The organism is Pistricoccus aurantiacus (assembly GCF_007954585.1).
Taxonomy (GTDB): domain Bacteria; phylum Pseudomonadota; class Gammaproteobacteria; order Pseudomonadales; family Halomonadaceae; genus Pistricoccus; species Pistricoccus aurantiacus.
In genome coordinates this window covers 2,173,025-2,198,757 of record NZ_CP042382.1, presented here as the reverse complement: position 1 = coordinate 2,198,757, position 25,733 = coordinate 2,173,025, and the positions used below count along the sequence as shown (strand labels likewise).

The following is a 25,733-nucleotide window of genomic DNA, read 5'->3' as shown; positions in this document are numbered from 1 at the left end:
GTTCAGCTCCTGATGCCCTTGCCCCGCCCCAGCATCCATAGCGCCACGCCGTAGAACACCAGAATGAAGGCGGCGACGGCGATCAAGGCGAAGACAACGGGAATGTCCGACACCCCCAGAAAGCCATAGCGGAAGACGTTGACCATATACAGAATGGGATTGAGCATGGATACGCTCTGCCAGAAATTCGGCAGCAGATCGATGGAATAGAACACCCCGCCCAGGTAGGTCAGCGGCGTCAGCACGAAGATCGGCACGATGGAGATATCATCGAACTTGTTGGCCACCAAGGCGTTGATGAAACCGCCGATGGAAAACAGCATCGCGGTCATGGTCACCACCACCAGGGTCAACAGCGGATGCTCTACCCGGACCTGGGTGAAGAACAGCGAGACCAGGGTGACGATCAGACCGACTCCCAGGCCGCGAGCCATGCCGCCGATCACAAAGCCGGAAAGCACTACCCAGTTGGGCATCGGCGAGACCATCATCTCCTCGACGCTGCGCTGAAACTTGTTGGAGAAGAAGCTGGATGCCACGTTGGAATAGCTGTTGGTGATCACCGACATCATGATCAGCCCCGGCACGATGTAGTCCATGTAATCGAAGCCGTCCATCTCGCCGATTCGCGAGCCGATCAGACTGCCGAAGATGATGAAGTACATGGTCATGGTGATGGAAGGCGGAAGCAGGGTCTGCGGCCAGATGCGTGTAAAACGCCGTACTTCCTTGGTCACCAGAGTCCACAGCGCGATCGCGATTTGCCAAGGATGCATCAATGAATCTCCGTGCGGGCGGTTTGTGTCTCGCCATGATCGATCCGGGACTGAGTATCCGAGGCTTTTTTATCCGACACCATGGCCACGAACATCTCTTCCAGACGATTGGCGCGGTTACGCATGGAGACTACCTGAATACCTTGAGCGGAAAGCGCCTCGAATATCTGATTGAGCGCCTGGCCACGCCTGACCGCCACGGAAAGCTGAGAGCTTTCGGTCTGCGCTATCTCGAAGCCTGTTATCTCGGGGATGGTCTCGACCGACGTTGCCAGGTCGAACAGAAAGGTTTCCGTATCCAGCTCCGCCAATAACCCGCGTACGCTGGTGTTCTTGACGATATCGCCATGATTGATGATGGCGATATTACGACACAGGCTTTCGGCTTCCTCCAGATAGTGTGTCGTCAGGATGATGGTGGTGCCTTCCTCTCGATTGATACGCCGCAGGTAATCCCACATGCTGCGCCGAAGCTCGATATCCACCCCGGCGGTAGGCTCATCCAGAATCAGCAGCCGAGGGCGATGCATCAGGGCCCGAGCTATCATCAGGCGACGCTTCATGCCACCGGACAGCATGCGCGCGCTGCCCTTGCGCTTGTCCCACAGGCCGAGATCCTTGAGTAGACTTTGCGCACGCGGCTTGGCCTCCTTCATCCGCATGCCGTAATAGCCCGCCTGGGTCAGGATGATATCCTCGACTTTCTCGAACTGATTGAAATTGAATTCCTGAGGCACTACGCCGATGTTGTACTTGGCCTTGGCGAAATCCTTGTCGATATCGATGCCGAACACCTTGACCTGCCCCGCGGTCTTTTGCACCAGGGAGCACACTACCCCCAAGGTGGTGGATTTTCCCGCGCCGTTGGGCCCAAGAAGCGCGAAGAAATCCCCTTGAGCCACCTCGAGATCGATACCCCTCAAGGCATGAAAACCGTTTCCGTACACCTTGGTCAGACCTTGAATGGACAATGCCGATTCGGCCATGAAACGCCTCGTCTAAAATTGTTAGATGTCATATGAATAGCGTTATGACATTGGGTCGTGACGCGGAAACTCAACCAGAGCAAAGGATTTCATTGTCCGCCGGGGACAAGCAGCTTCTCCTGCAGATGCATGAGTTCCGGCTGGTGCAACTCTGCGATTCGCCCTACCAGACGATTGCCCTTCTCCAGCAGGTGCACTTGCATCTGGCGCCGGTCGCGCTGGCCGGGTCGACGCTCCACCAACCCAGCTTCCTCGCAACGATCAATCAGCGCGACGGTACCGTGATGCTTGGCTTGAAGCCGCTCCGCCAGCTCACCTACCGTCGCCCATCCACGTCCTTCACAGGCCTTGAGGTGGAGCAGCAACTGATATTGAAGTGGCGTCAGACCTTGAGCCCGACACAGATCATCGCTTTGACGTAGAAAACAGCGCAGACGATAGCGGAACTGCGATAGCCGTTGAAAATCCTTGTCGGTCAGCGAATTAGATTTTTTGGCTGAATAGCGCTCCACGCCAGCCTCCTTGACAGAATGATGTACGACCACTATTAAATATCATACTATGATATAAAAGACTCGCCGGGTCTTTCACAAGTCTGTTTGCATGGAAAGGTGCGCCATGAATGTCATGACCGTTATCAGCTTGCCCTTTAGCCGCCGCTCCGGCTGGCGAGAACTCCAGCAGCGCCAGCCTCCGATCCCCCTGCTGGCCTGGGTGGTGGTATTACCCATGTCGCTGATACCGCCGCTGATGCTCTACTATGCCGGCACACATTACGGAAACGACTTTGCGCCAGGTTTCGCGGATCGTTCCTGGCGCCATATCACCACTATTCTGTTCTTGGCGGAGCTACTGACCTTCTTCGTCATGGGCTGGTTGATTCACTCCATCGCCAACAGTCGTGAACTATCGATCAGCTATCACGACGCCTATCTGCTCGCCGCCATGGCGCCTCTACCCTTGTGGAGCTCGGCGCTGGTACTGTTCGTTCCCAGCCTTTTGCTCAATGCCCTGGCGGTGCTGGTGGCCCTGGGCATTTCCTGCAGCCTGATCTATCACGGCTTGCAAGCGCTTTGCCGGCGAGAAAGCAACGATATAGTGGCCATGTCGGCCACCTACACCGTCATTGCCTGCGGCATACTCGCCTGGGGTTTGTTGATGGCAGTCGTCTGGGCGTATTAGGGCGAGATGCAAGGAGGGAAAGGTCAGCGGACCCATGGCGAACGGGACCCCCGATTGACGCCATAAAAGGTGGCGTTCTGGAGCACTGAAGAATGGGGCGTATCAGAACTGGCTAGGTTCTTGGAGCGGGAAACGAGATCGACCGGGTGGCGCTCCACCGGGCTGGCGCACCAGCTCGCGACCTTCGCCTTGGCTAGTTCGCTGATTGAATAAATCTGGAGCGGAAAACGAGATCGACCGGGGGGGGCGCTCCACCTCGCGACCCTTGCCTAGCTTGCTCGATATACAAATCTGGAGCGGGAAACGAGATTCGAACTCGCGACCCTCGCCTTGGCAAGGCGATGCTCTACCACTGAGCTATTCCCGCTTGATCCCGAGGATAAAGAAGTGGCGTCCCATAGGGGGTTCGAACCCCTGTTACCGCCGTGAAAGGGCGGTGTCCTGGACCACTAGACGAATGGGACGCATGACCTCGTTCAGGTGGCGCGTATACTAGTAAGCTCTTTTCCTGCTGTCAACAACCGAGACGCGGGAATTTCTTTTGGTGGATTCTTGTCAGACGGAATCCGACTTTTAGAGAGTAAGAACTTGTCCGTAAATAGTGATTGGTGCACGCTGGGGTGACGTTTTCAGCAGTACGGGATTTTCCTCATGGGTGTAAACTCCTGGGAAGTGACGGATGAGTTCTGGAGCCGCGTAGCGCCATTGATTCCCCCGGCGCAGTCTAGGTCAGCGAACCGGGAATACCAGCGCAAGCCCGGCGGTGGGCGCAAGCCCAAGCCTGCTCGTCTGGTCTTCGAAGCCATCGTGTATGTGTTACGGACAGGATGTCAGTGGAAGGCGTTGCCGGCTGAACGTTTTGGCAGTGCCAGTGCCGTCCATAAGCGGTTCCTGGAATGGGAGGCTGCCGGCTTCTTTGAGGCACTCTGGCGAGCCGGATTGGCCGAGTACGACGAGATGGAAGGTATCGCCTGGCGTTGGCAGAGCATTGATGGCGCGACGCTGAAAGCGCCGCTGGCACAGGAACAGGTCGGTCCCAATCCGACTGACCGGGGAAAAAAACGGCAGCAAGCGGCATTTGTTGGTCGACGGGCGTGGCGTCCCGTTATCACTCACCGTTACCGGCGCGAATCGGCATGATGTGACCCAGATGGAGGCGGTACTCGACGCGATCCAGATCAAACGTCCCAACCCGCCTATTCGCCGTTCCAAGCATCTATGTGCCGATGCTGGCTACCGAGGAAAGGCTGCCATGTCGACGATGCTGGGGCATGGCTACATTCCGCATGTCCGGGGACGGCATGAGGAAGCGCAACAGCTCAAGCAGCGTCCTGGTAAACGAGCTCGGCGCTGGATCGTGGAAGTCGCTCATAGCTGGTTCAATCGGTTTCGCAAGCTTCTGGTGCGTTACGAAAAGCTGGCGCGCAGCTTTCGCGCCCTCAACCAATTGGCGGCGGCCATTATCGCGTTTCGGAAGGTACCGCTTAAAGTGAATATTATTTACGGATAGATTCTAAGCATTCACCCTGACACATCGCCCTAATGGGCAAAGGAGACGACCATGGCCCGTCGAGTCGAGAAAACCGACCAGCAGTGGCGAGAACAATTGACCGCCGAGCAGTACCGGGTCACTCGGGAAAAAGGCACCGAACGTCCGTTTACCGGCAATTACCGGGTGACGGATGAACACGGCATCTATCACTGCATCTGTTGCGATGCGCCTCTGTTTGAAAACGAGCATAAGTTCGACGCGGGCTGCGGCTGGCCGAGCTTCGATCGCCCCTTCGGCAAGGGTCGGGTCGAGGAGCATCAGGATGATTCCCACGGCATGCGGCGCACGGAAGTGGTCTGCTCGAGCTGCGGCGCGCACCTGGGCCACGTCTTCCCGGATGGCCCGCCTCAGACTACCGGGCAACGCTACTGCATCAACGACGTGGCGCTAAATTTTCATCGCGGTGAATAGCGACGAGCGAGATCCCGGATTCGCTATCAAGCCTTGAGTATCTGTTCACCGCTCGCCCTGCGCCTTACTATGTTCGTCTTTTAGACAATTGCAGGAGAACGGGCTTATGCTCGGCTGGTATCCGGGACACATGCATAAGGCGCGTCGGCAGATCAAGGAAGCGCTGCCGGAAATCGATGTCGTGCTCGAGGTGCTGGACGCTCGCTTGCCCTACTCCAGCGCCAATCCCATGCTGGCGGAGCTGACGGAGCACAAGCCGGTGCTCAAGCTTCTTTCCCGGGCGGATCTGGCGGATCCGGAGCGAACCCGGGAATGGGTGGCTCACTTCGATGCCGAGACGAACACCCGTGCCCTGGCGATCACCACCACGCAGGCAAAGGAGCTCAAGCGTATTCCCGGACTGTGCCATGAACTGGCCGGACATATTCGCGCCGATCGCGACGTGCGGGTCATGGTGATGGGCATTCCCAATGTTGGAAAATCGACGCTGATCAACGGCCTGGCCGGGCGCAAGATCGCCAGAACCGGCAACGAGCCGGCGGTGACCAAGCGCCAGCAGAAGGTGCGCATCGACGGCCGCGTGGCCCTGATCGACACGCCCGGCGTGCTGTGGCCAAAGATCGAGGATCAGGCCAGTGCCTACCGCCTGGCCGCCAGCGGCGCCATTCGCGATACCGCCATGGACTATATCGATGTGGCGATCGTGGCGGCGGCGGAGCTGGCTCGGCGCTATCCCGAGGCGCTCAAGACCCGCTATAAACTTGCTGCCCTTCCCGCCTACCGCGTCAATCCGCAGAGCACCGAGGTCGATGCGGCCGACGTGGATGCGGCCGACGTGGATACGGACGGCCCCGCCTTTCAGGATCTGCTGGCCCGGGCCGGCTTCGACGGCGAGGCGATACTCGGTGAGATCGCCGCCAGGCGCGGTGGCCTGCGCCCCGGGGGCGAGGTCGACTGGCATCGCGGCGCCGAGGTACTGTTGCACGAACTTCGCGACGGCAAGCTGGGCCGTCTGACTCTGGAAACCCCGGCGGATATTCCTTTGCCAGAAACAGGCGCTGGTGAAGATGCCGTCTCGTCTTCACCCTCGGTCTCCTGACCCGCTTGACGCATTGTCGAACCCGCATCGTTGAAACCGCATTTTTGAACATGAGTACTTGGATACCGCATGGATACCTCGACCCCGCTAAGAAAGTCCCACAAGCTCGATAACGTCTGCTATGACATTCGTGGTCCGGTGCTTGATCATGCCAAGCGCCTGGAAGAAGAAGGCCATCGTATTCTCAAGCTCAATATCGGTAATCCTGCCCCTTTCGGTTTCGAGGCGCCGGAAGAAATCCTTCAGGACGTGATGCGCAACCTGCCCACCGCCCAGGGCTACTGCGACTCCAAGGGGCTTTATTCCGCCCGCAAGGCGATCATGCAGGAATGTCAGCGCAAGGACATTCCCGGGGTAGGGATTGAAGATATCTTCATCGGCAACGGCGTTTCCGAGCTGATCGTGATGGCCATGCAAGCCCTGCTCAACGACGGCGACGAAGTGCTGATCCCGGCGCCGGACTATCCGCTGTGGACTGCGGCGGTCAATCTCTCCGGCGGCCACGCGGTACATTACCTGTGCGACGAGCAGGCGGACTGGGCGCCGGACATGAGCGATCTGCGAGACAAGATCACCAGTCACACCCGGGCCCTGGTATTGATCAATCCCAACAACCCTACCGGGGCGGTATATCCGCCGGAGGTGCTGCGGGAGCTTTTGTCCATCGCCGAGCAGCATCGTCTGGTGGTGTTTTCCGACGAGATCTACGACAAGATTCTCTATGACGACGCGGAACACGTCTCCACCGCCGCCCTGGCGGCAGGGGATCAGTTGGTCATCACCCTGAACGGCCTGTCGAAGAGCTATCGCTGCGCCGGCTTTCGCTCCGGCTGGATGATCATTTCCGGCAACGCCGCCAAGCAGCGCGCCGCGGATTTCTTGCAGGGGCTCAATATGCTGGCTTCGATGCGTCTGTGCGCCAACGTGCCCGCTCAGCATGCCATCCAAACCGCCTTGGGTGGCTATCAGTCGATCAACGATCTGATTCTTCCCGGGGGACGCCTCAAGGCACAGCGCGACCTCACCTTCGACAAGCTCAATGCCATCCCGGGGGTATCCTGCGTCAAGCCAAAGGGCGCGTTATACGCCTTCCCCAGGCTCGACCCAAAGGTCTATTCCATCATCGACGATCAGAAGCTGGTGCTGGATCTGCTGCTGCAGGAAAAGATCCTGTTGGTGCAAGGCACCGCCTTCAACTGGCCGGAACCGGATCATGTGCGTATCGTCACCCTGCCCTGGGTGGATCAGCTCGATGCGGCCCTGGATCGTTTCGCGCACTTTCTCGAGAGTTATCGCCAATAGATGGATTGATCGAAATACAAGCACCTGAAAGTAAGTCGTTGAAAAAGACGCTTGAAACCTCTTGGGAAAGCCCGTATCTAACGCTGCAACCTTTATCGGCGAGTGCGCCGTTCGAACGCCGACTTGCGACATGTTTCAGGAGAACAGGCAAGATGATGAGAATTATCCTTTTTCTGGCGACCAACCTGGCGGTGGTGCTGGTGGCCAGTGTCACCCTGCGCTTGCTCGGGGTGGAGTCCTACCTGCAGGCCAACGGCTTGAACATGACCAGCCTGCTGATCTTCTGCTTCGTGGTGGGCATGGCGGGCTCTCTGGTGTCGCTGTTCATTTCCAAGTGGGCAGCCAAGCGCAGTACCGGCACCCAAGTGATCGATCAACCCCGCAACGAAACGGAAAAGTGGCTGCTGGATACCGTAGCGGAGCTGGCTCGGGAGGCGGGCATCGAAATGCCGGAGGTGGGGATCTTTCCCGCCCAGCAATCCAACGCCTTTGCCACCGGCTGGAACAAGAACGCTGCGCTGGTGGCGGTCTCCGCCGGTCTGTTGAACCGCATGCGACCAGAAGAAGTTCGCGCGGTACTGGGCCATGAGATCGGTCACGTGGCCAATGGCGACATGGTGACCCTGGCGCTGATTCAGGGGGTGCTCAACACCTTCGTGATGTTCTTCGCGCGTATCGTCGCCCAGGTGGTGGACAGCTTCCTGCGCGGCCGGGACGAAGGCGGCGGCCTGGGCTTTATCGGCTATTTCGCCGTGGTCATGGTGCTGGAAGTTGTTTTCGGTCTGGTGGCTTCGATTATCGTTGCCTGGTTCTCGCGCTTTCGGGAATACCGGGCGGACGCTGCCGGCGCCAGGCTCGCCGGTACCGGCTCGATGATCAACGCCTTGGCCCGGCTGAAATCGGAAAGTCAGATGCCGGATCAGATGCCGGAAACCTTGACCGCCTTCGCCATCACCACCGGCCAGACCCGCAAGATCATGGAGCGGCTGTTCGCCAGCCACCCGCCGCTGGATGATCGTATCCGGGCGCTGAAGGAATCCGCTTACCGCCAATGATCCGCTGCGTTTTTCATGACGAGTCGACTCGTCCAAAGTAAAAACCTAAGGCCCGCCATGTGCGGGCCTTATGCTGTTTCCCTGACGCGAAAGCCGGCGGCTTCTAGCATCGCCGCGTGTTGCCCTGCGCCGGGCTTGAGTTTTACTTCCAGGGTGGAAAACTCCCGACGCAGCGGATACTCGGCGCGATAGGCATCGAACCCCACCGCCATGCCTCTTGTCGCTTGATAGCGTGACAGCCCCAGATGATCCTGACGCACGTCATAGCAGGCACGAGTGCACAGGCGCAGCGCCTGCCATTTGTCCAGTCCCGCATCCAGGGTCAGTGAAACCAGCGCCGGGGGCGGCGACAACGTGTCCAGCGTCAGGCGGCATGGCAAGCCAAGGTACTGCATCAGCGCCTGGTAAACCTGGTAGGTGCCGCGCAGCTTGCCATCCAGGCTGTAGCCAGCGATATGCGGCGTGGCGACGGTCACCCGCCGGGCCAGTTCGTCGTCGATAGCCGGCTCATTTTCCCAGACGTCCAGCATGGCAATCAAATCATTGCGTGCGATCAGACGCTGCTTGAGCGCCGCGCCGTCCAGGCAATCGCCGCGTCCGGCGCTGATCAACAGAGTGCCAGGCATAAGTGCCTCGATACACCGTTCATCCAGCAGATGCCGGGTCGGATAGGGACCTTCCTCCACCAGCGGGGTATGCAGGCAGAGGGTGTCGCACTCGGCGATCAAGGTATCGAGATCGACGAACCCCTCGCTGCCTTCTGTTTCCGCTCGTGGCTGGACTGCCCGTGGCGGATCACATACCAGGCAATCGATGCCCAGCGCGCTTAGCCGCCGGTAAAGGCGCCGGCCCACGTTGCCGGCGCCGACGATACCGACTCGGCGCTGGTCCGGTTGCTTTCCATCGTGTTCCGCCGCCAGCAGCAGACAGGACAGCACGTAGTCCACTACCGTCTGGGCATTGCAGCCCGGCGCATTGGCAAAGCCAATACCTCGGGCTTCCAGCACCGCCAGATCGATATGATCCGTGCCGATGGTGCAGGTGCCGACAAAGCGCACCTTCGAACCATCCAGCAGCGCCTCGTCGACCCGAGTCACCGAGCGCAGGATCAGGATATCCACCTTGCCCACGCTGGCGGTGTCGATCTCCCGCCCGGGTAAGCGCTTTATGGTGCCGAGTTCGCCGAAGCACTCCTGCGCGAAGGGAATATTGGCGTCGACGAGAATACGCATCACGGCTCCGTTTTCAGCGGTGGAATGAATGACCGAGGCGGCTTGTACGCCTCGAGTTAGGGATTACAATAGCCTGGCGTTTACCTTAGCATGCACACCGACAAGCGCCGCACTGCCTTTTCAACTCGCTCGGGAGCCTTCGTGATCGTTCGCTGGGAAAGTGACCATGACTACGTGCTGGTGCATATCCACCAGGACATGTTCGGCGACTGGATCTTCAGCCGCGCCTGGGGCCAGATCGGCACCCAGTACGGCGGGCTCCAGCACCGCCTGGCGGAAGATCGCGACCAGACTCTGCTCTGGCTCGAGGACGAGGGGATGATTCAGCGCTCCCGGGGTCTGCGCAAGGTGCTGGAAGCCCAATCCGACAGCATGGAAGGCGAAGCCGCTATTCGTCAGCTGTCGCTATTGGATAATGCCTGATTCGGCTTCCGGCTAGCCAAGCACGCGCCGTCCGCCTCGCTTCAAGCTTGGCGCTGATCTGGGCGCTGCTCGCAGCGTAGCATCATCGGTCGCTACTGCCAGGCCACGCTGCGCGAGCCATTCCGCCAGCGCCTTCCCATCCGCGCCTTGGGCAAACTCCGCCCCCGCCTCGTCCTGCAATACGGGGATACGCTCTCCGTAGCGCGCGACAAGCCGGTCGTCCTCGGCGATCTCGATACGCTCGAGCCGAACATTCTCATTCAGGAATGGCATCAGCCGCGCTTCCAACTGCTCGCAGAGGTGGCAGCCCAAGGTGGTATAGAGTCTCAACAGCATCATGACGCCTCCCGATAGCGTATCAGAAAACAGTGATGCAGATCGCCACGGCGCTTGAAGTCCGGGTCGAAGGTGCGAGAAGAGATATTCTCCACTGCGAACTCGTCCACAAGCGCCGAATCCAGGGCGAAGCGTCGCTGGTTATTGGAAAATACCAAGGTGCCGCCAGGCGCTAATCGCGCCATGCTCAGACGCACCAGCCGCCCATGATCCCGCTGAATATCCAGGGTGTCCCTCATGCGCTTGGAGTTGGAAAACGTCGGTGGGTCGAGAAAGATCAGATCAAACTCGCCGGCGGCGCTTTCCAGCCATGTCAGGCAGTCGTCCCGTACCAGACGATGGCGGCGCAGCTCCAGGCCGTTCAGGACGAAATTATCCCGGGCCCAGTCGAGATAGGTGTTGGAAAGATCGACGCTGACGCTTTCCCTGGCGCCGCCCCGTCCCTCTCGCCCAAGGGCGGCCTGCACCGTGGCGGTGCCGGTATAACAAAATAGATTGAGAAAACGCGTATCCGGCGCCAGCTCCGCCAGCAGACGCCGCACCGGCCGGTGATCGAGAAAAAGTCCGGTATCCAGATAGTCCTGGAGATTGACCCAGAAATGCGCGGGGCCTTCGCTGACCTGAAAACGCTCGCCGCTGGCACCGCGTTTCTGATACTGCGCCTTGCCGGACTGGCGCTCCCGCTGCTTCACATAAACATGCTCTGGGCTGATCCCCAGCACTTCAGGAATCACGCCGAGGGCATCGAGCAGCCGGCGCTGGGCATGGTTGGCATCCACGGAGCGCGGCGGCGCGTATTCCTGAACGTGCACCCGCTCGCCATAGACATCGATGGCCAGAGCGTATTCCGGCATGTCCGCATCGTAGAGTCGATAGCAGGATTCACCGGAACGTTTGAGCCAACCCTTTAGACGCTTGCGATTCTTTTCCAGCCGATTGGCGAACATCTGCGCGCCCGGCGAACGGGCGGGGTTGGCGGGCTCGATGTTGGCCGCCGCCTGATCGCCTTCCGTCGTCGGCAGATCCATCAACAGAAGCTTCGTATCCAGAGGGCCGTTCTTGAAAGCGTACTGCTTGACGGCGCGCAGACCGGTGCGATGGCCAAGCTCCGGGTTGCCGGTCAGAATACCCAGCCGCCAGCCGGGAAATTCCCGCCTGGCCACCTGGCCAAGGGTTGCGTACAGGGTAACCAGTTCCGGCAGCTCCCCGAGACGTTCACCATAGGGCGGATTGGTCAGCAGCAGCCCCTTGGTATCGTCACCGAGAGCCCGGGGACGTCTCAGCTGAGCGAGGGAACCGCCCTGGAATTCCATCAGCGCGGGAATTCCCGCCCGCATGGCGTTGGCCTTGGCGGCGGCGATGGCCTGGGGGCTATGGTCGAAACCGTAAAGCCTTGCCCGGCAGCGCTTGCGACCGATGCTCGCCCGGGCCTGGGCTTCCCGCTTGATCTCCTGCCAAAGCGTTTCCTCGTGACCCATCCAGCCATGGAAGCCGAAGCGTTGACGAGACAGGTTCGGCGCGATATCCGCGGCCATCAGGGCGGCCTCTATCACCAGGGTGCCGGCGCCGCACAGGGGATCGACCAACGCCTCTCCGCTCTTGGCCCGGGCCGGCCAGCCGGCGCGCACCAGGAGCGCCGCGGCGAGATTTTCCTTGAGCGGCGCATGTCCCAGTTCCTGGCGATAGCCGCGACGATGCAGGCTGTCGCCGGAAAGATCGATGCCCAGGATCAGCCGCCCCCGATGCAAGTGCGCGTAGAGGCGCAGATCCGGCTGGCGAGTATCCACGTCGGGTCGCTCGCGCCCCGCCTCCCGCAAGGCATCCACGACGCCATCCTTGACGGTCTGGGCACCGAACCGGGTATGGCGAATATGCGCGGATTGCCCGTGAAAATCCACGCTCAGCGTGGCATCCCGGGGCAGATGCGTGGCCCAGCGAATCCTCTGCACGCAAGCTTTCAAGGCTTCCGGGCGTTCGATGCCTTCTTCCCGGACCAGGCAAAGGACCAGCCGGTTAACCAACCGCGACCATAAACAGACGCGATAGGCGACCGCGAGACCCGATTGAAAATGTACTCCCGCTACGGTGATCTTGGTAATCAAAGCGCCCAATTCCTCAAGTTCCTGAGCGAGCAGCGCTTCAATGTCTTTCGGGCAGGTGGCAAAAAAGGCAAAGGTTTCAGCCAGCTGCGAATCTTTCATGGAATCTGTCATAGGTGGCTCATACGGCTAGATGAAAAATCATAGTCTCGCCATATCGTTTTAATCATTCCTTTGGATTAAATTTCTTATGGACAAGTCGAAACGGATAGTCTAAACGTAAAGGAAGTAGCTACTGAAAGTCCGCGCGTTGAGTCCATGGACATGCCGAAGGTGTGCCCGACAGATGGTCACTGTCTATAGGTCGAGCATATCGGTCAAGATCAAGCGATTTCAATCAATCGCTTTATCAAGAGGTCATCCAATGAAACGACAGAAACGTGATCGCTTCCAGCGTGCTTATGTTCATGGGTACAAGGCGGGAATGGGTGGCCGTTCTCGTGATGACTGCCCCAGTCAAGATGTGAATCTTCGCGAATACTGGATGAGCGGTTGGCGTGAAGGCCGGGGAGATCAGTGGGACGGCATGACCGGCGTTTCCGGCATCCACAAGAACCCCATGGTGCTATGACGATAGTTTTAACCGCGTCATGATCTGTCAGTGTCTGCGAAGGCTTGCTTTTCAGAGCAGGCCTTTTTAGTGGCCGCCGGTTTTGCTTTGCTTCAAAGCGTTGACACACTCCCCTACCAATCCCGGACCTTGGTAAATCAGGCCGGTATAGAGCTGGATCAGATCCGCGCCTGCCTGGTGCTTGATCAAGGCGGCGTCACCGCTGTCGACTCCACCCACGCCGATGATCGGCATATCCGGTAACTGCTGGCGCAGTTCGCGAATGACCCGGTTTGACGCCTCGAACACCGGCCGTCCGGAAAGCCCGCCGGCTTCCTGTCCGTGGACGAGTCCGGCCACCGCATCCCGCTCGACGGTGGTGTTGGTGGCGATTACTGCGTCGATGGCGTTCTTTTCCAGACATCTGGCTACCAGCGCCACTTCATCGCTGGTCATGTCCGGAGCGATCTTGACCGCCAAGGGCACCGGTTTTTCCTTGTGGCGATCAAGCCGCGAGCACTCCTCTCGCAGCGCTTCGAGAAGGCTGTCCAGATGCTCGCCAAACTGGAGATTACGCAGCCCCGGGGTATTGGGTGAGGAAATATTCACGGTAATGTAGTGGGCGCAGGCATGCACGCGAGACAGGCACAGCAGGTAATCGTCTACCGCCTGCTCCACCGGGGTGGCCAGATTCTTGCCGATATTGACACCGATGATGCCGGAATAGCGCGCTTGATTGATTCGCGCCACCAGATGATCGACACCTTGATTGTTGAAGCCCATGCGATTGATGATGGCGCCAACTTCAGGCAGTCGAAAGAGCCGAGGGCGCGGATTGCCCGCCTGGGGTTTAGGCGTCACGGTGCCCACTTCGACGAAACCGAAGCCAAGCGCCCCCAACGCATCCAGATGGTCCGCGTTCTTGTCGAGCCCCGCTGCCAACCCTATCCGATTAGGGAAATGCAGCCCCATCAGCTCAGTCGAATCGTTTTTCGCACCGCCGCCCAGACGCTTGGACATGCCAAGACGCTGGGCCAGATCGAGCACGGTCAGGGTCACGCCATGGGCGTTTTCCGGGTCAAGACGAAACAGCAGCGAACGGGCAAGCGAATACATGACGAACCTCCAGGAAAACGGCGCCGCACAGTATAAAGCAAGCGCATGAGGCAAGCACGGCGCCGGTTCGCCGTGCCAGAAAACGCTTCCGTGAATGCCCACACAAATATTGACAGAACGCATGAACGAGCCACGGAAGCGCAACATTTTGTGGTCTACTAGCACGAGCAACTAACAACAGGCGTTTCAGCGCCGTCATTCACGTCTTAGGAGATACGATGTCAGAAACCACGGAGACCCTGGAAAGCCGACTCTCGCGCATCCACGAGGCGCTGGAAGCCGACGATTTCGTCATCATCGAGGAAGTCCTTGCAGATCTCGAGCCGGCGGAAATCGCCCTGCTACTGGAATCTCTGCCCCTCAACGAGCGGGCGCGGCTATGGGAGCGCGTTCCTCATGACGTGGATGGGGAAGTTCTGCTGCACGTGCGGGACGAGGTGCGCACCACCCTGATCAACGACATGGAGCCTCACGAGATCGTCGCCGCTACCGCCGGGCTCGACACCACGGATCTCGCGGAGCTTTTCGAGGACCTGCCCAAACAGGTAGCGGAAGACATGCTGCGCTCCATGGACGAGTTGCAGCGTACCCGTCTGCAGGAAACCCTGGCTTTCGAGGAGGACTCCGCCGGGCGACTGATGCGTACCGATACGGTCAGCGTGCGAGCAGACGTCACCCTGGAAACGGTGCAGCGCTTTCTGCGCTGGAAAAGTCAGGTGCCGGACAACACCTACCTGCTGATGGTAGTAGATCGCAACGGGGTCTTCATGGGAGTGCTGCCGCTTTCCCGGCTGGTTTCTCAGGACCCGGAACTCGCCGTCGCCGACGTGATGAATACGGACGTGGACAGCATTCCGGTGACTATGCACAGCCGCGAACTGGCGACTCTGTTCGAAACCCACGATCTTTCCACCGCACCGGTAGTCGATGAACAGGGGCTGCTGCTGGGGCGTATCGTAATCGACGACATCGTCGACGTGATTCGTGAGGACTCGGATCAGGCGCTGATGAACCTGGCCGGTCTGGACGAGGAGGAAGACCTGTTTGCCCCGGTCATCTCCAGCGCCAAACGGCGAGCGGTATGGCTGGGCATCAACCTCATCACCGCTTTCCTGGCAGCCTGGGTGATCGGCCGCTTCGAGGATGCGCTGGAAAAGATCGTCGCCCTGGCGGTACTCATGCCCATCGTTGCCAGCATGGGCGGCATCGCCGGTAGCCAGACCCTGACCCTGGCAATTCGCGGCATGGCCTTGGGGCAGATCAGCCGCACCAACAGCAACTGGCTGCTGCGCAAGGAATTTGGCATCGCCATCATTAACGGCATTCTCTGGGCGCTGGTCGTGGCGGTTGTCGCCTATCTCTGGTTCGGCGATTCGCGTATCGGTGCGATCATCGCCGCCGCCCTGGTCATCAATATCGTCGCCGCGGGTATCGCCGGCATCCTGATTCCACTGCTGCTCAAGCGCATGGGTATCGATCCCGCGCTTTCCGGCTCCGTGGTGCTCACCACCGTGACCGACGTGGTTGGCTTCATGGCCTTTCTCGGTCTTGCCACGATTTTCCTGCTTTAATTTCTTCTTCGACTCAAAAGCTGTTTAAAGAAACAATACAGAAACAACGAAGCCTCGCCGTGTGAAACGACGAGGCTTCTGGACCTGCTGTTTAACCTATCATTGCGCCAGAGCCTCCTGCTTGCGTCGTCTACCCGCCAAGTCCACCAACTCGCGAATCGCCACGGCGAACAGCGGGAAATCCGCCTGGCCGCCGGCGCGTATCTCACTGAGCAAGCGACACCAGCGGCGGTAGAGTTCTTCGTTGGCTTCCAGCCAAGCGCTCACTCGCGCCTCCACCTCCTTGGGCGCCTCCTCCATCTCGATAACGGCCTGCGTCAGCGCCAGCTGCTGGCGATCCAGATCGTCGTTGAAGGTTTCTCGCGCCTGGGTTTGCCAGTTGTCTGCAGTCGGCAGGGTACTGATCTGCTCGGCCACCCAAGCCAGTTCAAGACGCTCACCGATTTCGAAGAAGATTTCCGCCACTCGCTGGGGGCTCTCATCCGCCTGCTTGGCCACATCGATGATGCCAAACCCTACATTCAGGTTCTCGATTCCCGCCACGTTGCCTGCCAGCACCTTAGGCACGCCTTCCTTGACCAGGGCGTCGCGCTTTTTCTCCCAGGCCTGGCGGACTCCGCCGCGCAACCATTTGTCACTGTTTTGCAGAAGTTGTTTCAGCTGGGGCGCGAAAAGTTCGACACATTCCTGGGGTGATAGGTTGATGCGATTGCGCAGACACCAGCGGGTCGCTCGCTGCATGAGATTGGTGATATCCAGCATCATCTGGTACTGCACCTGGCTCGAGACCTTGTTATCCAGGCTCTGGAACTGATGCCACAATTCCTCGATGCCATAGCTATCCCGAGAGATCACGTAGGCTTGGGCGATATCCGCCCGACTGGCGCCGGTGGTATTGATAAGCTTGCGTACGAAGACGACACCCATGTGATCGACGAGGTCGTTGGCGATTTGGGTGGCGACGATCTCTCGCTTCAGCCGGTGTTCATACATTTCTTGCTGGAAACGCTCTACCAGTAGCGAAGGGAAGGCTTTTTCCATGTACCGCTGTATATAGGGATCGTCCGGCAACCCCGATTCGATGAGATCTCCCTTGAGCACGCTCTTGGAATAGGAAATCAGCACGGAAAGTTCCGGTCGCGTCAAACCGCCGCTGCCGGTGGAACGTTCCAGCAGCAGCTCATCCGCCGGCAGAAACTCCAGTTCACGATCGATCTGACCAGCACTTTCCAATTCACTGATGAAAGAACGATAGAGCCCCAGACCTTGACGGGAACGCAATTCCGACAGGGAAATCGACTGAGTCTGGCGATAGTTGTCCATGAGTACCAGGTCTGCCACTTCATCGGTCATTTCCGCCAACAGCATGTTACGCTGCTTGTCGGTCATGTCGCCTCGCTCAATGATATCGTTGAGCAGAATCTTGATATTGACCTCGTGGTCGGAGCAGTTGACCCCGCAGGCGTTGTCGATGAAATCGGTGTTTAGTCGCACACCCTGCTGCGCCGCCTCCATGCGGCCTCGCTGGGTCATGCCCAGATTACCGCCTTCACCGATCACGCGGCAGTTGAGTTCGCGGCCGTCGACCCGCACGGGATCGTTGGCCTTATCGCCGACTTCCGTGTCGCTTTCGCTGGACGCCTTGACGTAGGTGCCGATGCCGCCGTTCCACAGCAGATCCACCGGCGCCTTGAGCATGGCGCTGATCAGCTGGTTGGGGGTCAGCTTGTCTTCCTTGATCTTGAAGACGTCCTTCATCTCCTGGGTGATTGCAATCGACTTGGCGCTGCGCTTGAAGACGCCGCCCCCCTGGGAAATCAACGATTCATCGTAGTCCTCCCAGCTCGAGCGTGGCATGTCGAACAGGCGCTTGCGCTCCTTGAAGGAAGCGGCGGCGTCCGGCGACGGATCGACGAAGACATGCAGATGGTTGAAAGCGCCCACCAGGCGAATCGTCTGCGACAGCAGCATGCCGTTGCCGAAGACATCTCCGGCCATGTCACCGATGCCCACCACACTGAATTCGTCTTTCTGGGTATCGATGTCCAACTCGCGGAAATGCCGCTGAACGGAAACCCAGGCGCCGCGAGCGGTGATCGCCATGCCCTTGTGGTCATAGCCGTGCTTGCCGCCGGAGGCGAAAGCATCACCGAGCCAGTGGCCATACTCATGGGAGATTTCGTTGGCGATATCCGAGAACGTCGCGGTGCCCTTGTCTGCCGCCACTACCAGGTAAGGGTCGTCATCATCATGGCGCACCACGTTCTGCGGCGGCACCACGTCATTGCCGACACGATTGTCGGTAATATCCAGCAGCGCACGAATGAAGGTCTTGTAGCAGGCGATACCTTCCTGCTGAATGGCATCTCGGTCCCCTTCCGGCAGTCGCTTGCAGACGAAGCCGCCCTTGGCGCCGGTAGGCACGATCACCGCGTTCTTGACCTGCTGAGCCTTGACCAAGCCGAGCACCTCGGTACGGAAATCCTCGTGGCGATCCGACCAGCGCAGCCCGCCGCGGGCCACCTTGCCACCGCGCAGGTGCACCCCTTCCAGGCGCGGCGAATAGACGAATATCTCGTAGACCGGCCAGGGCTTGGGCATGTCGGTGATGCGCGAAGGATCGAGCTTGAAGGAGATATAGTCCTTGACGTTGCCTTCCGCGTCCGGCTGATAGTAGTTGGTACGAAGCGTCGCCTGGATCAGCTCGATATAGCGCCGAATCAACAGGTCGTCGTTGAGACTGGCCACCTTGTCGAGCATGCCGTTGAGCCGCTCGATGCACGCTTCCACCTCGCTGTCTCGGTCGCTCTGCTCCGGATCGCAGCGCAGCTCGAACAGGGTGACCAACTCCCGAGTGATATCCGGGTAAGCGGCCAGCGTATTAGCGATATAAAGCTGGGAAAGCCCAAAGCGAATCTGCTTCAGATAGCGAGCATAGGCCCGCAGTATGGCGACTTCCCGCCAGTTCAGATTGGCGCCGATGACCAGCCGATTGAAGGAATCGTTTTCCGCTTCGCCCACCCAGATTCGCTTGAAGGCATCGATGAAGGGTTTGCGCATCTCCTGCAGATCGACGATCTCGCGACCATTATGTTCGAGATTGAAGTCGTGAATCCAGTAGTCGCCATCGCTACCGGTGATCTCGAAAGGGCGCTCCCCCAGCACCCGCAGCCCCAGGTTTTCCAGCACTGGCAGCACGTCGGACAGGGGAATCGGGTTGTGCGGGTGATACAGCTTGAGGTTGAGTCCGTCTTCCTCTTCTTCCACCAGCCGGTAGAGCTGAAGCGACAGGGATTCCCCTTGATCGAGCTCCCCCAGATGATCGATGTCATATACCGCGGTACGCGCGGAGAAGGCATCGCGATAGCCCGCAGGGAAAGCATCGCGATAGCGATCCATCATGCGATTGGCGCGCTCCTCGCCGAAACCTTCCAGCATCGCCGCGTGCAGGTCGTCGTTCCAGCTGTGAGCGAGCATCGCGACCTTGCTTTCCAGGCGATGCAGGTCGTAGTCCACCGGCGTGTCGCCGTTGAAGCGCAGGATCAGTTGGATGCGCGCCAGCACCGACTCGGAAAGGTAGGTGTTGAAATCCCCGAAGCTGGCATCGAGTTCCTTGCAGAGGAGTTTCTGAATGCGAACGCGCAGCTCGGTGGAGAACACGTCTCGCGGCACGTAGACTAGGCAGGAGTAGAACTTGCCGAAGCGATCCACCCGCAGGAAAAGCCGTACCCGGCGCCGCTCGCGGATATCGAGAATGCCCAGGGCGGTATGGGCCAGTTCCTCCACGCCGATCTGGAACAGGTCTTCCCGGGGGTGAACCTCGAGAATGTTCAGCAGCTGCTTGCCGTCGTGACCCTTGGGATTGACCCCGGCCAGCTCGATGACCTCGCGAATCTTCTTGCGCAGGATGGGAATGTGCCGCGGCGATTCGTTGTAGACGCTGGCCACGAACAAGCCCAAGAAGCGCCGCTCGCCAACGATGCGCCCCTGATCGTCGTAACGATCGACGGAGATGTAATCCGGATAGGAGGGACGGTGCACTCGAGCGTGATGAGCGCTCTTGGAGAACGCCAGCAGTTTTGGCACCAGCACATGCTCGCCATCCTCGATGCCCTGATCGATACGGATGCGCTCCTGATAGTTGTCATGCCCGAGCTTGAAAACACCGAGCTCGCTGCCCTTGCACTTCTCGAGCTGCTGGCTGCCGTCTTCAGCCTCATTGATCTCGTACTCGTCGTAGCCCAGAAAGGTGAAGTTGTCATCCACCAGCCATTCGAGAAAGGCAATCGCCTCCTCGTGATCGTTCTTGTCGATCTGCTTCGGCCGCGCCGAGCGCAGCTCTTCCAGGGCGTCGTTCACCTTGACGCACATCGGCTCGTAGTCCGCCACCGCGGTGCGCACGTCCACCAGCACATCCCGCAGGCTCTTCTCGATGTCCTTGAGCAGATCGGGGTCCGAGTAGCGATCGATTTCCACCACGATCAGCGATTCGTGCTGCTTCGGCGCGTTCTTGTCCAGGGCGCTGGCGACCCGGGTAAGTCGATGCTTGGCATCTCGCTCCACCGCCAGCACCACGTTGCGGATGGCGTGAATGGTGATGCCGCGACGATTGAGTTCGATGCGCACGGAATCCACAAGAAACGGCATGTCCGGATGCAGCACTTCCACCTGGGTGTGGGAAGACTGCCAGCCGTGCTCCTCGAAATCCGGGTTGTAGACCTCCACTTTCGCGGTGTCCGGCTCATGCTGCTGGACGAAATGCCAAAGCGACATGAGGTTGCCGTAGATATCGTCGGAGCGGCGCTCCACGAGATCCTCGATCGGGGCATTGGTATAGTAGACATCGGCGAAGGCGGTAATCGCTTGAACCTTGTCCTCGGGCAGGCGCTTTTCCAACTGCTTCTTGAGTTGTTCGGCAAGCTCTTGCTTGTCCTCGATCACGGCATGTTGCATCAATCACCTCGTCGGCTGGAGCACGAAAACAGGACAGGACGACAGGCGCTGCAACGCCCGTTCATTGTGGGATATTAGCTTACGCCGATTGCGCCCCGCCCCCTACTCACTTGTCCCTTTCGTCATGGCACATGTCAAACAGGCATTTGACGTGTTCACCGGTTCGATTCTGTCCGAGCGGACCGTCATGACCCGGCGCGGCGCGCCAGCAGCACCCCGCATTCACAATGGGAGGTAAAGGGAAATTGGTCAAATAACGCCAAGCGCGCGATATCATGAGTCTTGTCGAGATGCGCCAAGTTTTCCACCAATGTATCGGGATTACAGGAAATATAGACGATTCGCGGGTATTCGCTGAGCTGCTCGCAGCTTTGCTCGTCGAGCCCCGCCCGGGGCGGATCCACCAGCACCGTGGAGAAATCGTGTTCGGAAAGCGCTAGCCGCTCGACTCGTCGTCCCTGTTTTTCTCCCTTGAGCGCGGCGCTGAACTCTTCCGCGGACATGCGTTCGACACGCGCGTTGTCGATCCCGTTGGCCTCGAGATTGATCCGAGCTGAGGCGACGGAAATGCGCGAAATCTCCGTGGCCACGACGCGACGAAAGTTCTCCGCCAGGGCCACGGTGAAATTGCCGTTGCCACAGTAAAACTCCACCAGATCGCTGTCCTGGCTGCCCCGAGTCACTTCACGGGCCCAACTCAACATGGATCGACAGATTTCCGCGTTGGGCTGGGTGAAGCTGTTTTCCACCTGCTGGTAGACGAACTCATGATCGTCGACGGAAAGCTGTTCCCAGACATGATCTCTTTCCAGCACCACTCGCTGCTTGCGGGAGCGCCCGATGATCATCGCACCGAGCCGCTGCTGCAGAAGCCGCGCCTCGTCTTCCCAGGCCTCGTCCAGCAGACGGTGGTAGATCAGCGTGATCAGAGCCTCGCCGGAAAGGGTAGTCAGGAATTCCACCTGAAAGAGACGCTGACGCAGAATCGAATTATCAAGCAAGGCCTCACGAAGCGCCGGCATCAGCGCATTGATGCGTCGGCTCGCTATCGGATAGTGATCCAGGCGTACCGGCACCTGCTTGCCCGAATTGTCGGGATCCGATTCGAACATGGCGTAGTAGAGATCCTCTCCCTCATGCCAGAGTCGAAATTCGCAGCGCTGGCGATAATGGCTCGGCGGTGACGGATAGACTTCCAGCGTCGGTGGCTGAAAACGTGCGAACTGCTCGACGATGCGCCGACGCTTGGCCTCGAGCTGCTGCGGGTAACGCTGCGGATCCACGGTAGGTACGGCCACTGAATCTCCTGAAATTCACGTGAAGGTCTATTGCGTCATGGAAGAATTGCATCATGAAGGATAAGTGCATGCATGGCTGGACAGCGTCAGGCGCGTCGCCGCGGCGAAACCGTAACGGCAAAGCGCGATCTCGATGGTCGGATCGAGGCGCGTCGTCCAGGCGGGTTCCTTGGCCGATCGCGGGGCGCAAGCCTCGACGACCGCCTCCACCCGACGAGCGATCGCCGCGCCGGAATCGACCCAGGCCACTGGGCGGGGCGCCATGTCGTCCAGCCTGTCCGTCAAGAGAGGAAAGTGCGTGCAGCCAAGCACCACCGTATCCAGTGCCGGATCCTCCCAAAGCGGCTCGATACAGGATGCCACTCGCGCAAGATCCACCGGGCGATCGGTCAGAGCGAATTCCGCCTGTTCCACCAAAGGATCCGCCGCCAGACAGCGCACCTGGCAGTGTCCGGCAAAATCTCGTATCAAGCGACGAGTATAAGGGCGATTGACCGTTGCGGAGGTCGCGAGAAGCGCAATGTGCCCGCTTTTGCTGATTCGACAGGCAGGCTTGATCGCCGGTACCGTTCCTACCACGGGAATTGCCAGGCACTGGCGCAAGGCTTCCAAGGCCAGGGTGCTGGCGGTATTGCAGGCGACTACCAGCGCTACCGCGCGACTTTCCCTCACCGCCGCGGTACAGACCTGGACAATGCGCCGGATCAGCCAGGCATCCGGCTTGGTGCCATAAGGCAGCATGGCATTGTCGCAGACGTAGGCAAGCCCGGATTCGGGCAAGTAGCGGCGCAGCTCCGCCACTACCGATAATCCCCCTAATCCAGAGTCGAATACCAGAATCGGTCCCGCGCAACGGCCGGATACCTGCGCCTTCATCACACGCCGCCTTATCATCTAGTTTGCCTATCTAAATCGGCGGACATTCTACCTCAGGCGATAGCAGGACATGGAGCGAGCATGCAATCGGACTTTTCAGCGAAGCGCAAGAAACGGTCAGGGCTGCGTGGGATCCTCCGCTTCGCGGAACTCTTCGTAAAGCTGTGGATAAGCCTCCTGCAGTTCCGCCAGCTTGGCCTGGGCGTCTTCCGGCATCGCCTCCGCCAACCGCTGCAGATCCTCGTCGTCGAAATGCTCGCGAATCAGCGGGAACAGTTCTTCGCGCTCGTGACGCAGATAGGTACGATGCGCATCAAGATAGGCCTTGAGATCCTCGGCGAAGCGATCCATGGGCACCACCGCATCCATCAGGATGGAATCCAGATTGTCGGAAAGCTGTTTGAGACGCTCGTTCAAGGCGTGATATTCCTCCCCCAGGCGCTGGCTGACGTCTTTCGCTTGCGGGACACGCTCCAGCAAGTGTTCGCTGCACAGCTTTTCCAAAGGCAGCGTGAAGCCATGCATGTAATCGAGAATGTAGTCCACCACCTCCCGCATCAGCTTGAAATTAGGCCGCTCTCCTTCGGCGAGAGTCTTGTACTTGAGATGCAGCACATGCATCAGCCGTGCCATGTTGGCGTGATCCAAACGAAGTTGCTTCAGCATAGGCATTAGGGTCGATCTCCTTGGATGACGGCAGCCGCCAGCGTCATGCCAGGCGAAATTTCCTGGCGTGACGACGGGGTAGTCATTTGTCTCATTGTCTGTTTGTACCCAGCATAGGATGTTTTGTCCAAGTGTCTGTTACAGTTTCGTTTATCTCGACTTAAGTCTAAGAATTCATTCCTTACCTCCTAACCGTGGCGAAAGCATTATCATCATGGATCTTTTCGAAAAAAATTCATCTCAGGATAGCGCGCCGCTGGCCTATCGCATGCGTCCTCGGCGCCTGGGGGAATATATCGGTCAGCAGGCGCTGGTGGGCGCCGGCAAGCCGTTGGCCCGCATGGCGGAGACCGGTCAGGTACGCTCCATGATTCTGTGGGGTCCGCCTGGGGTGGGGAAAACCACCCTGGCGGAAATTCTCGCCCGGGAGGCCAATGCCCGGCTCGAGCAGCTTTCCGCGGTCATGGCAGGAGTCAAGGAAATCCGCGCCTCGGTGGATCGCGCCCGCCAGATCCCGGGGCAGAATACGCTGCTGTTTCTCGACGAGATTCACCGGCTCAACAAGAGTCAGCAGGACGCCTTGCTGCCCCATGTGGAATCCGGCCTGCTGACCCTGATTGGCGCCACCACGGAAAATCCCTCCTTCGAAGTCAATTCCGCCCTGCTCTCCCGGGCGCGGGTCTATCTGCTCAAGCCACTGAGCGAGGAGGAATTGATTCAGGTGCTGCGCCAGGCGTTGGAAGACGAGGAACGGGGACTGGGAAAACGCCGAATTCAAGTGGAAAACGACGTGCTCGGCATGTTGGCCCGGGCCGCTGGCGGCGATGCCCGCCGGGCGCTGGGGCTGCTGGAAACCGCCTGCGACTTCACGCAGCCGAACCCAAACGACCCTGCCGTCGAGCGGCTTTCCGTGGACGCCTTGGACGAGGTACTCGGCCACCAGGCCAGCGCCTTCGACAAGCAGGGGGATCACTATTACGATCTGCTTTCCGCCATCCACAAGTCGATCCGCTCCTCCCGGGTGGATGCAGCGCTGCTTTACATGGCCCAGTTCATGCAAGGAGGCGGCGATCCCCTGGATGTCATTCGGCGCCTGACCGCCATCGCCTCGGAAGACGTGGGCAATACGGACCCTCGCGCCCTGCCCCTGGTCATTGCCGCCTGGGATGCCTATCTGCGCCTGGGAGACCATGAAGGCCAGCGGGCCATCGCCCAGGCCGCCATCCATCTGGCGGTGGTGCCCAAGAGCAACGCCATCGACCAGGCCTGGAAGAAGGCCAAGGCCTTCGCTACGGAACATCCGCAGATGGAAGTGCCGGTTTACCTGCGTAACGCTCCTACCCGGCTGATGAAAGAGCTTGGCCACGGCCAGGGCTATCGCTACGCGCACAGTGAATCAAATGCCTACCCGGCGGGCAGCGCTCATGATTGCTGGCCCGAGGCGCTACCGCGGGTTGCGCTTTACACGCCGAGCGCTCGAGGCCAGGAAAAGCGTTTCGGCGAGATGCTCGCCTGGCGCGCCCAGCTGGACGCCCAGGCGGATGAAGACTCATCAAAAGAGGCCTGATTCAAGGCGTAGCGGTGGCTGTCTCGCGGATGACATCCACGCCCTGCGGAATATCGAAGACGAACCGTGAGTCCTCGAGTTCCGGATTGAAGGCGATATCCGTGAAGGTGATGGCGGTACGCTGGCCGGTGCTGTCCGTCATCTGCAGGCCCTTGAGCTGCTCGCTGAAGAAGCTGAGCTGCAGCTGCTCGAATAGCGTATCCGCCGAGCGCGGCCGCAGCGTAAAGGTTTCCGTGGCGCCTTGCTGACGGCGCGACACCTCGTAGCTTTCGGTCAGTTCATCCGCGCTGCCGGAAAGCAGCAGTGCCGGGGTATGAGTCACCCGGGTATCCAAGGGCTGAACCGTCACCTGGTCCAGATCCGGGTCATAGAGATAGACGTCGCTTCCATCGGATACCACTTCCTGACGATAGGGCGCCTCTACCTCCCAGCGGAACTTGCCGGGCCGGGACAGCCACATGGTGCCTCGGGCCTCCTGCAAGCGCTGACCGCTGCCGTCGAGTATCTGCTGGTCGAAATCCGCCCGGTAGGTGGTCAGGGGTTCGAGAAGGTGGGTCAGCCGTGTGGCGCCTTCATTGGCACCCGCCAGGGTGGAAAACAGCAGTGCCGCTAGGCTTCCCAGCAGCAGCAAAAAGCGACTTGCTGACGATACAGGTGTCTTCATTGTCTATCCTTGAACTGAT

The 25,733-nt window shown here is 59.4% G+C and carries 22 protein-coding genes and 2 tRNA genes; 10 read left to right on the top strand and 14 right to left on the bottom strand.

Annotated features, from left to right (window positions below; genetic code table 11):
* Window positions 1-2: 2 nt before the first annotated feature.
* The 3 genes from FGL86_RS10495 to FGL86_RS10485 all read right to left on the bottom strand — a co-directional run bounded on the left by FGL86_RS10495 (window position 3) and on the right by FGL86_RS10485 (window position 2,274).
* The gene (locus FGL86_RS10495) at window positions 3-776 is read right to left on the bottom strand and encodes an ABC transporter permease (RefSeq protein WP_147184514.1); all 774 of its coding nucleotides are present in this window, start codon (window positions 774-776) and stop codon (window positions 3-5) included.
* Window positions 776-1,762 (bottom strand): ABC transporter ATP-binding protein, encoded by a 987-nt coding sequence (locus tag FGL86_RS10490; RefSeq protein ID WP_147184513.1) that lies wholly within the window; start codon window positions 1,760-1,762, stop codon window positions 776-778. The genes FGL86_RS10495 and FGL86_RS10490 overlap by 1 nt, the downstream gene beginning before the upstream one ends.
* Window positions 1,763-1,851: 89 nt before the next feature.
* Window positions 1,852-2,274: a MarR family winged helix-turn-helix transcriptional regulator gene (locus FGL86_RS10485; protein WP_222433739.1), complete on the bottom strand. Its 423-nt coding sequence runs from the start codon at window positions 2,272-2,274 to the stop codon at window positions 1,852-1,854.
* A gap of 115 nt (window positions 2,275-2,389) precedes the next feature.
* On the opposite strand from FGL86_RS10485, the gene FGL86_RS10480 reads away from it, so the two are divergent.
* Complete coding sequence (locus tag FGL86_RS10480; RefSeq protein WP_246131595.1) at window positions 2,390-2,944, top strand: Yip1 family protein; 555 nt, start codon at window positions 2,390-2,392, stop codon at window positions 2,942-2,944.
* Between the two features lie 292 nt (window positions 2,945-3,236).
* On the opposite strand, the gene FGL86_RS10475 is transcribed toward FGL86_RS10480, so the two are convergent.
* Window positions 3,237-3,311 (bottom strand) — tRNA-Gly (locus tag FGL86_RS10475).
* 21 nt (window positions 3,312-3,332) lie between these two features.
* Window positions 3,333-3,408: transfer RNA gene (locus tag FGL86_RS10470), tRNA-Glu, on the bottom strand.
* 187 nt (window positions 3,409-3,595) lie between these two features.
* On the opposite strand from FGL86_RS10470, the gene FGL86_RS10465 reads away from it, so the two are divergent.
* The 5 genes from FGL86_RS10465 (at window position 3,596) to htpX (ending at window position 8,363) form a co-directional block, all read left to right on the top strand.
* Window positions 3,596-4,454, top strand: a protein-coding gene (locus tag FGL86_RS10465) for an IS5 family transposase (RefSeq protein ID WP_147184511.1) whose coding sequence is annotated in 2 segments (ribosomal slippage) — window positions 3,596-4,002 and window positions 4,001-4,454 — 861 coding nt in all. Because the reading frame shifts where the segments join, the coding sequence is not laid out codon by codon here.
* 51 nt (window positions 4,455-4,505) lie between these two features.
* On the top strand, window positions 4,506-4,907 hold the full coding sequence (gene msrB, locus FGL86_RS10460; protein WP_147184510.1) for a peptide-methionine (R)-S-oxide reductase MsrB: 402 nt from the start codon (window positions 4,506-4,508) through the stop codon (window positions 4,905-4,907).
* Window positions 4,908-5,013: 106 nt separating this feature from the next.
* The gene (gene ylqF / locus FGL86_RS10455) at window positions 5,014-6,006 is read left to right on the top strand and encodes a ribosome biogenesis GTPase YlqF (protein ID WP_147184509.1); all 993 of its coding nucleotides are present in this window, start codon (window positions 5,014-5,016) and stop codon (window positions 6,004-6,006) included.
* A 69-nt stretch (window positions 6,007-6,075) separates the two neighbouring features.
* A complete protein-coding gene (locus tag FGL86_RS10450; RefSeq protein ID WP_147184508.1) occupies window positions 6,076-7,308 on the top strand; it encodes a pyridoxal phosphate-dependent aminotransferase in 1,233 nt (410 codons plus the stop codon).
* A 152-nt stretch (window positions 7,309-7,460) separates the two neighbouring features.
* Window positions 7,461-8,363 carry a protease HtpX gene (htpX, locus tag FGL86_RS10445; protein ID WP_147184507.1) on the top strand — a complete coding sequence of 301 codons (903 nt, stop codon included), beginning with the start codon at window positions 7,461-7,463 and terminating at the stop codon, window positions 8,361-8,363.
* A 68-nt stretch (window positions 8,364-8,431) separates the two neighbouring features.
* Here htpX and pdxB read toward each other — a convergent pair whose 3' ends face one another.
* Window positions 8,432-9,595 (bottom strand): 4-phosphoerythronate dehydrogenase PdxB, encoded by a 1,164-nt coding sequence (pdxB, locus tag FGL86_RS10440; protein WP_147184506.1) that lies wholly within the window; start codon window positions 9,593-9,595, stop codon window positions 8,432-8,434.
* A 141-nt stretch (window positions 9,596-9,736) separates the two neighbouring features.
* Between pdxB and FGL86_RS10435 the strand changes: the two genes are divergently transcribed.
* Complete coding sequence (locus tag FGL86_RS10435; protein ID WP_147184505.1) at window positions 9,737-10,018, top strand: hypothetical protein; 282 nt, start codon at window positions 9,737-9,739, stop codon at window positions 10,016-10,018.
* Between the two features lie 12 nt (window positions 10,019-10,030).
* Here FGL86_RS10435 and FGL86_RS10430 read toward each other — a convergent pair whose 3' ends face one another.
* On the bottom strand, window positions 10,031-10,357 hold the full coding sequence (locus tag FGL86_RS10430) for a glutaredoxin family protein (RefSeq protein WP_147184504.1): 327 nt from the start codon (window positions 10,355-10,357) through the stop codon (window positions 10,031-10,033).
* Window positions 10,354-12,555, bottom strand: coding sequence for a bifunctional 23S rRNA (guanine(2069)-N(7))-methyltransferase RlmK/23S rRNA (guanine(2445)-N(2))-methyltransferase RlmL (rlmKL, locus tag FGL86_RS10425; RefSeq protein ID WP_147184503.1), 2,202 nt, complete (start codon window positions 12,553-12,555; stop codon window positions 10,354-10,356). Before rlmKL ends, FGL86_RS10430 begins: the two co-directional genes overlap by 4 nt.
* Window positions 12,556-12,817: 262 nt before the next feature.
* On the opposite strand from rlmKL, the gene rmf reads away from it, so the two are divergent.
* Entirely contained in the window at window positions 12,818-13,024 is a 207-nt protein-coding gene (rmf, locus tag FGL86_RS10420; protein ID WP_147184502.1) for a ribosome modulation factor, read from the top strand.
* Window positions 13,025-13,090: 66 nt separating this feature from the next.
* Here rmf and FGL86_RS10415 read toward each other — a convergent pair whose 3' ends face one another.
* Window positions 13,091-14,119 carry a quinone-dependent dihydroorotate dehydrogenase gene (locus FGL86_RS10415; RefSeq protein ID WP_147184501.1) on the bottom strand — a complete coding sequence of 343 codons (1,029 nt, stop codon included), beginning with the start codon at window positions 14,117-14,119 and terminating at the stop codon, window positions 13,091-13,093.
* 218 nt (window positions 14,120-14,337) lie between these two features.
* Here FGL86_RS10415 and mgtE point away from each other — a divergent pair, with 218 nt between their 5' ends.
* Entirely contained in the window at window positions 14,338-15,690 is a 1,353-nt protein-coding gene (gene mgtE, locus FGL86_RS10410; protein ID WP_147184500.1) for a magnesium transporter, read from the top strand.
* A gap of 99 nt (window positions 15,691-15,789) precedes the next feature.
* On the opposite strand, the gene FGL86_RS10405 is transcribed toward mgtE, so the two are convergent.
* The 4 genes from FGL86_RS10405 to FGL86_RS10390 all read right to left on the bottom strand — a co-directional run bounded on the left by FGL86_RS10405 (window position 15,790) and on the right by FGL86_RS10390 (window position 23,483).
* Entirely contained in the window at window positions 15,790-20,643 is a 4,854-nt protein-coding gene (locus FGL86_RS10405) for an NAD-glutamate dehydrogenase (RefSeq protein ID WP_147184499.1), read from the bottom strand.
* A gap of 185 nt (window positions 20,644-20,828) precedes the next feature.
* The gene (gene trmA / locus FGL86_RS10400) at window positions 20,829-21,941 is read right to left on the bottom strand and encodes a tRNA (uridine(54)-C5)-methyltransferase TrmA (protein WP_147184498.1); all 1,113 of its coding nucleotides are present in this window, start codon (window positions 21,939-21,941) and stop codon (window positions 20,829-20,831) included.
* A 51-nt stretch (window positions 21,942-21,992) separates the two neighbouring features.
* Window positions 21,993-22,817 carry a glutamate racemase gene (gene murI, locus FGL86_RS10395; RefSeq protein WP_147184497.1) on the bottom strand — a complete coding sequence of 275 codons (825 nt, stop codon included), beginning with the start codon at window positions 22,815-22,817 and terminating at the stop codon, window positions 21,993-21,995.
* 117 nt (window positions 22,818-22,934) lie between these two features.
* Window positions 22,935-23,483: a hemerythrin domain-containing protein gene (locus FGL86_RS10390; RefSeq protein WP_147186160.1), complete on the bottom strand. Its 549-nt coding sequence runs from the start codon at window positions 23,481-23,483 to the stop codon at window positions 22,935-22,937.
* A gap of 214 nt (window positions 23,484-23,697) precedes the next feature.
* Between FGL86_RS10390 and FGL86_RS10385 the strand changes: the two genes are divergently transcribed.
* Window positions 23,698-25,050: a replication-associated recombination protein A gene (locus tag FGL86_RS10385; RefSeq protein ID WP_147184496.1), complete on the top strand. Its 1,353-nt coding sequence runs from the start codon at window positions 23,698-23,700 to the stop codon at window positions 25,048-25,050.
* A gap of 1 nt (window position 25,051) precedes the next feature.
* On the opposite strand, the gene lolA is transcribed toward FGL86_RS10385, so the two are convergent.
* Window positions 25,052-25,714 (bottom strand): outer membrane lipoprotein periplasmic chaperone LolA, encoded by a 663-nt coding sequence (gene lolA / locus FGL86_RS10380; protein WP_147184495.1) that lies wholly within the window; start codon window positions 25,712-25,714, stop codon window positions 25,052-25,054.
* Window positions 25,715-25,733: the final 19 nt, after the last annotated feature.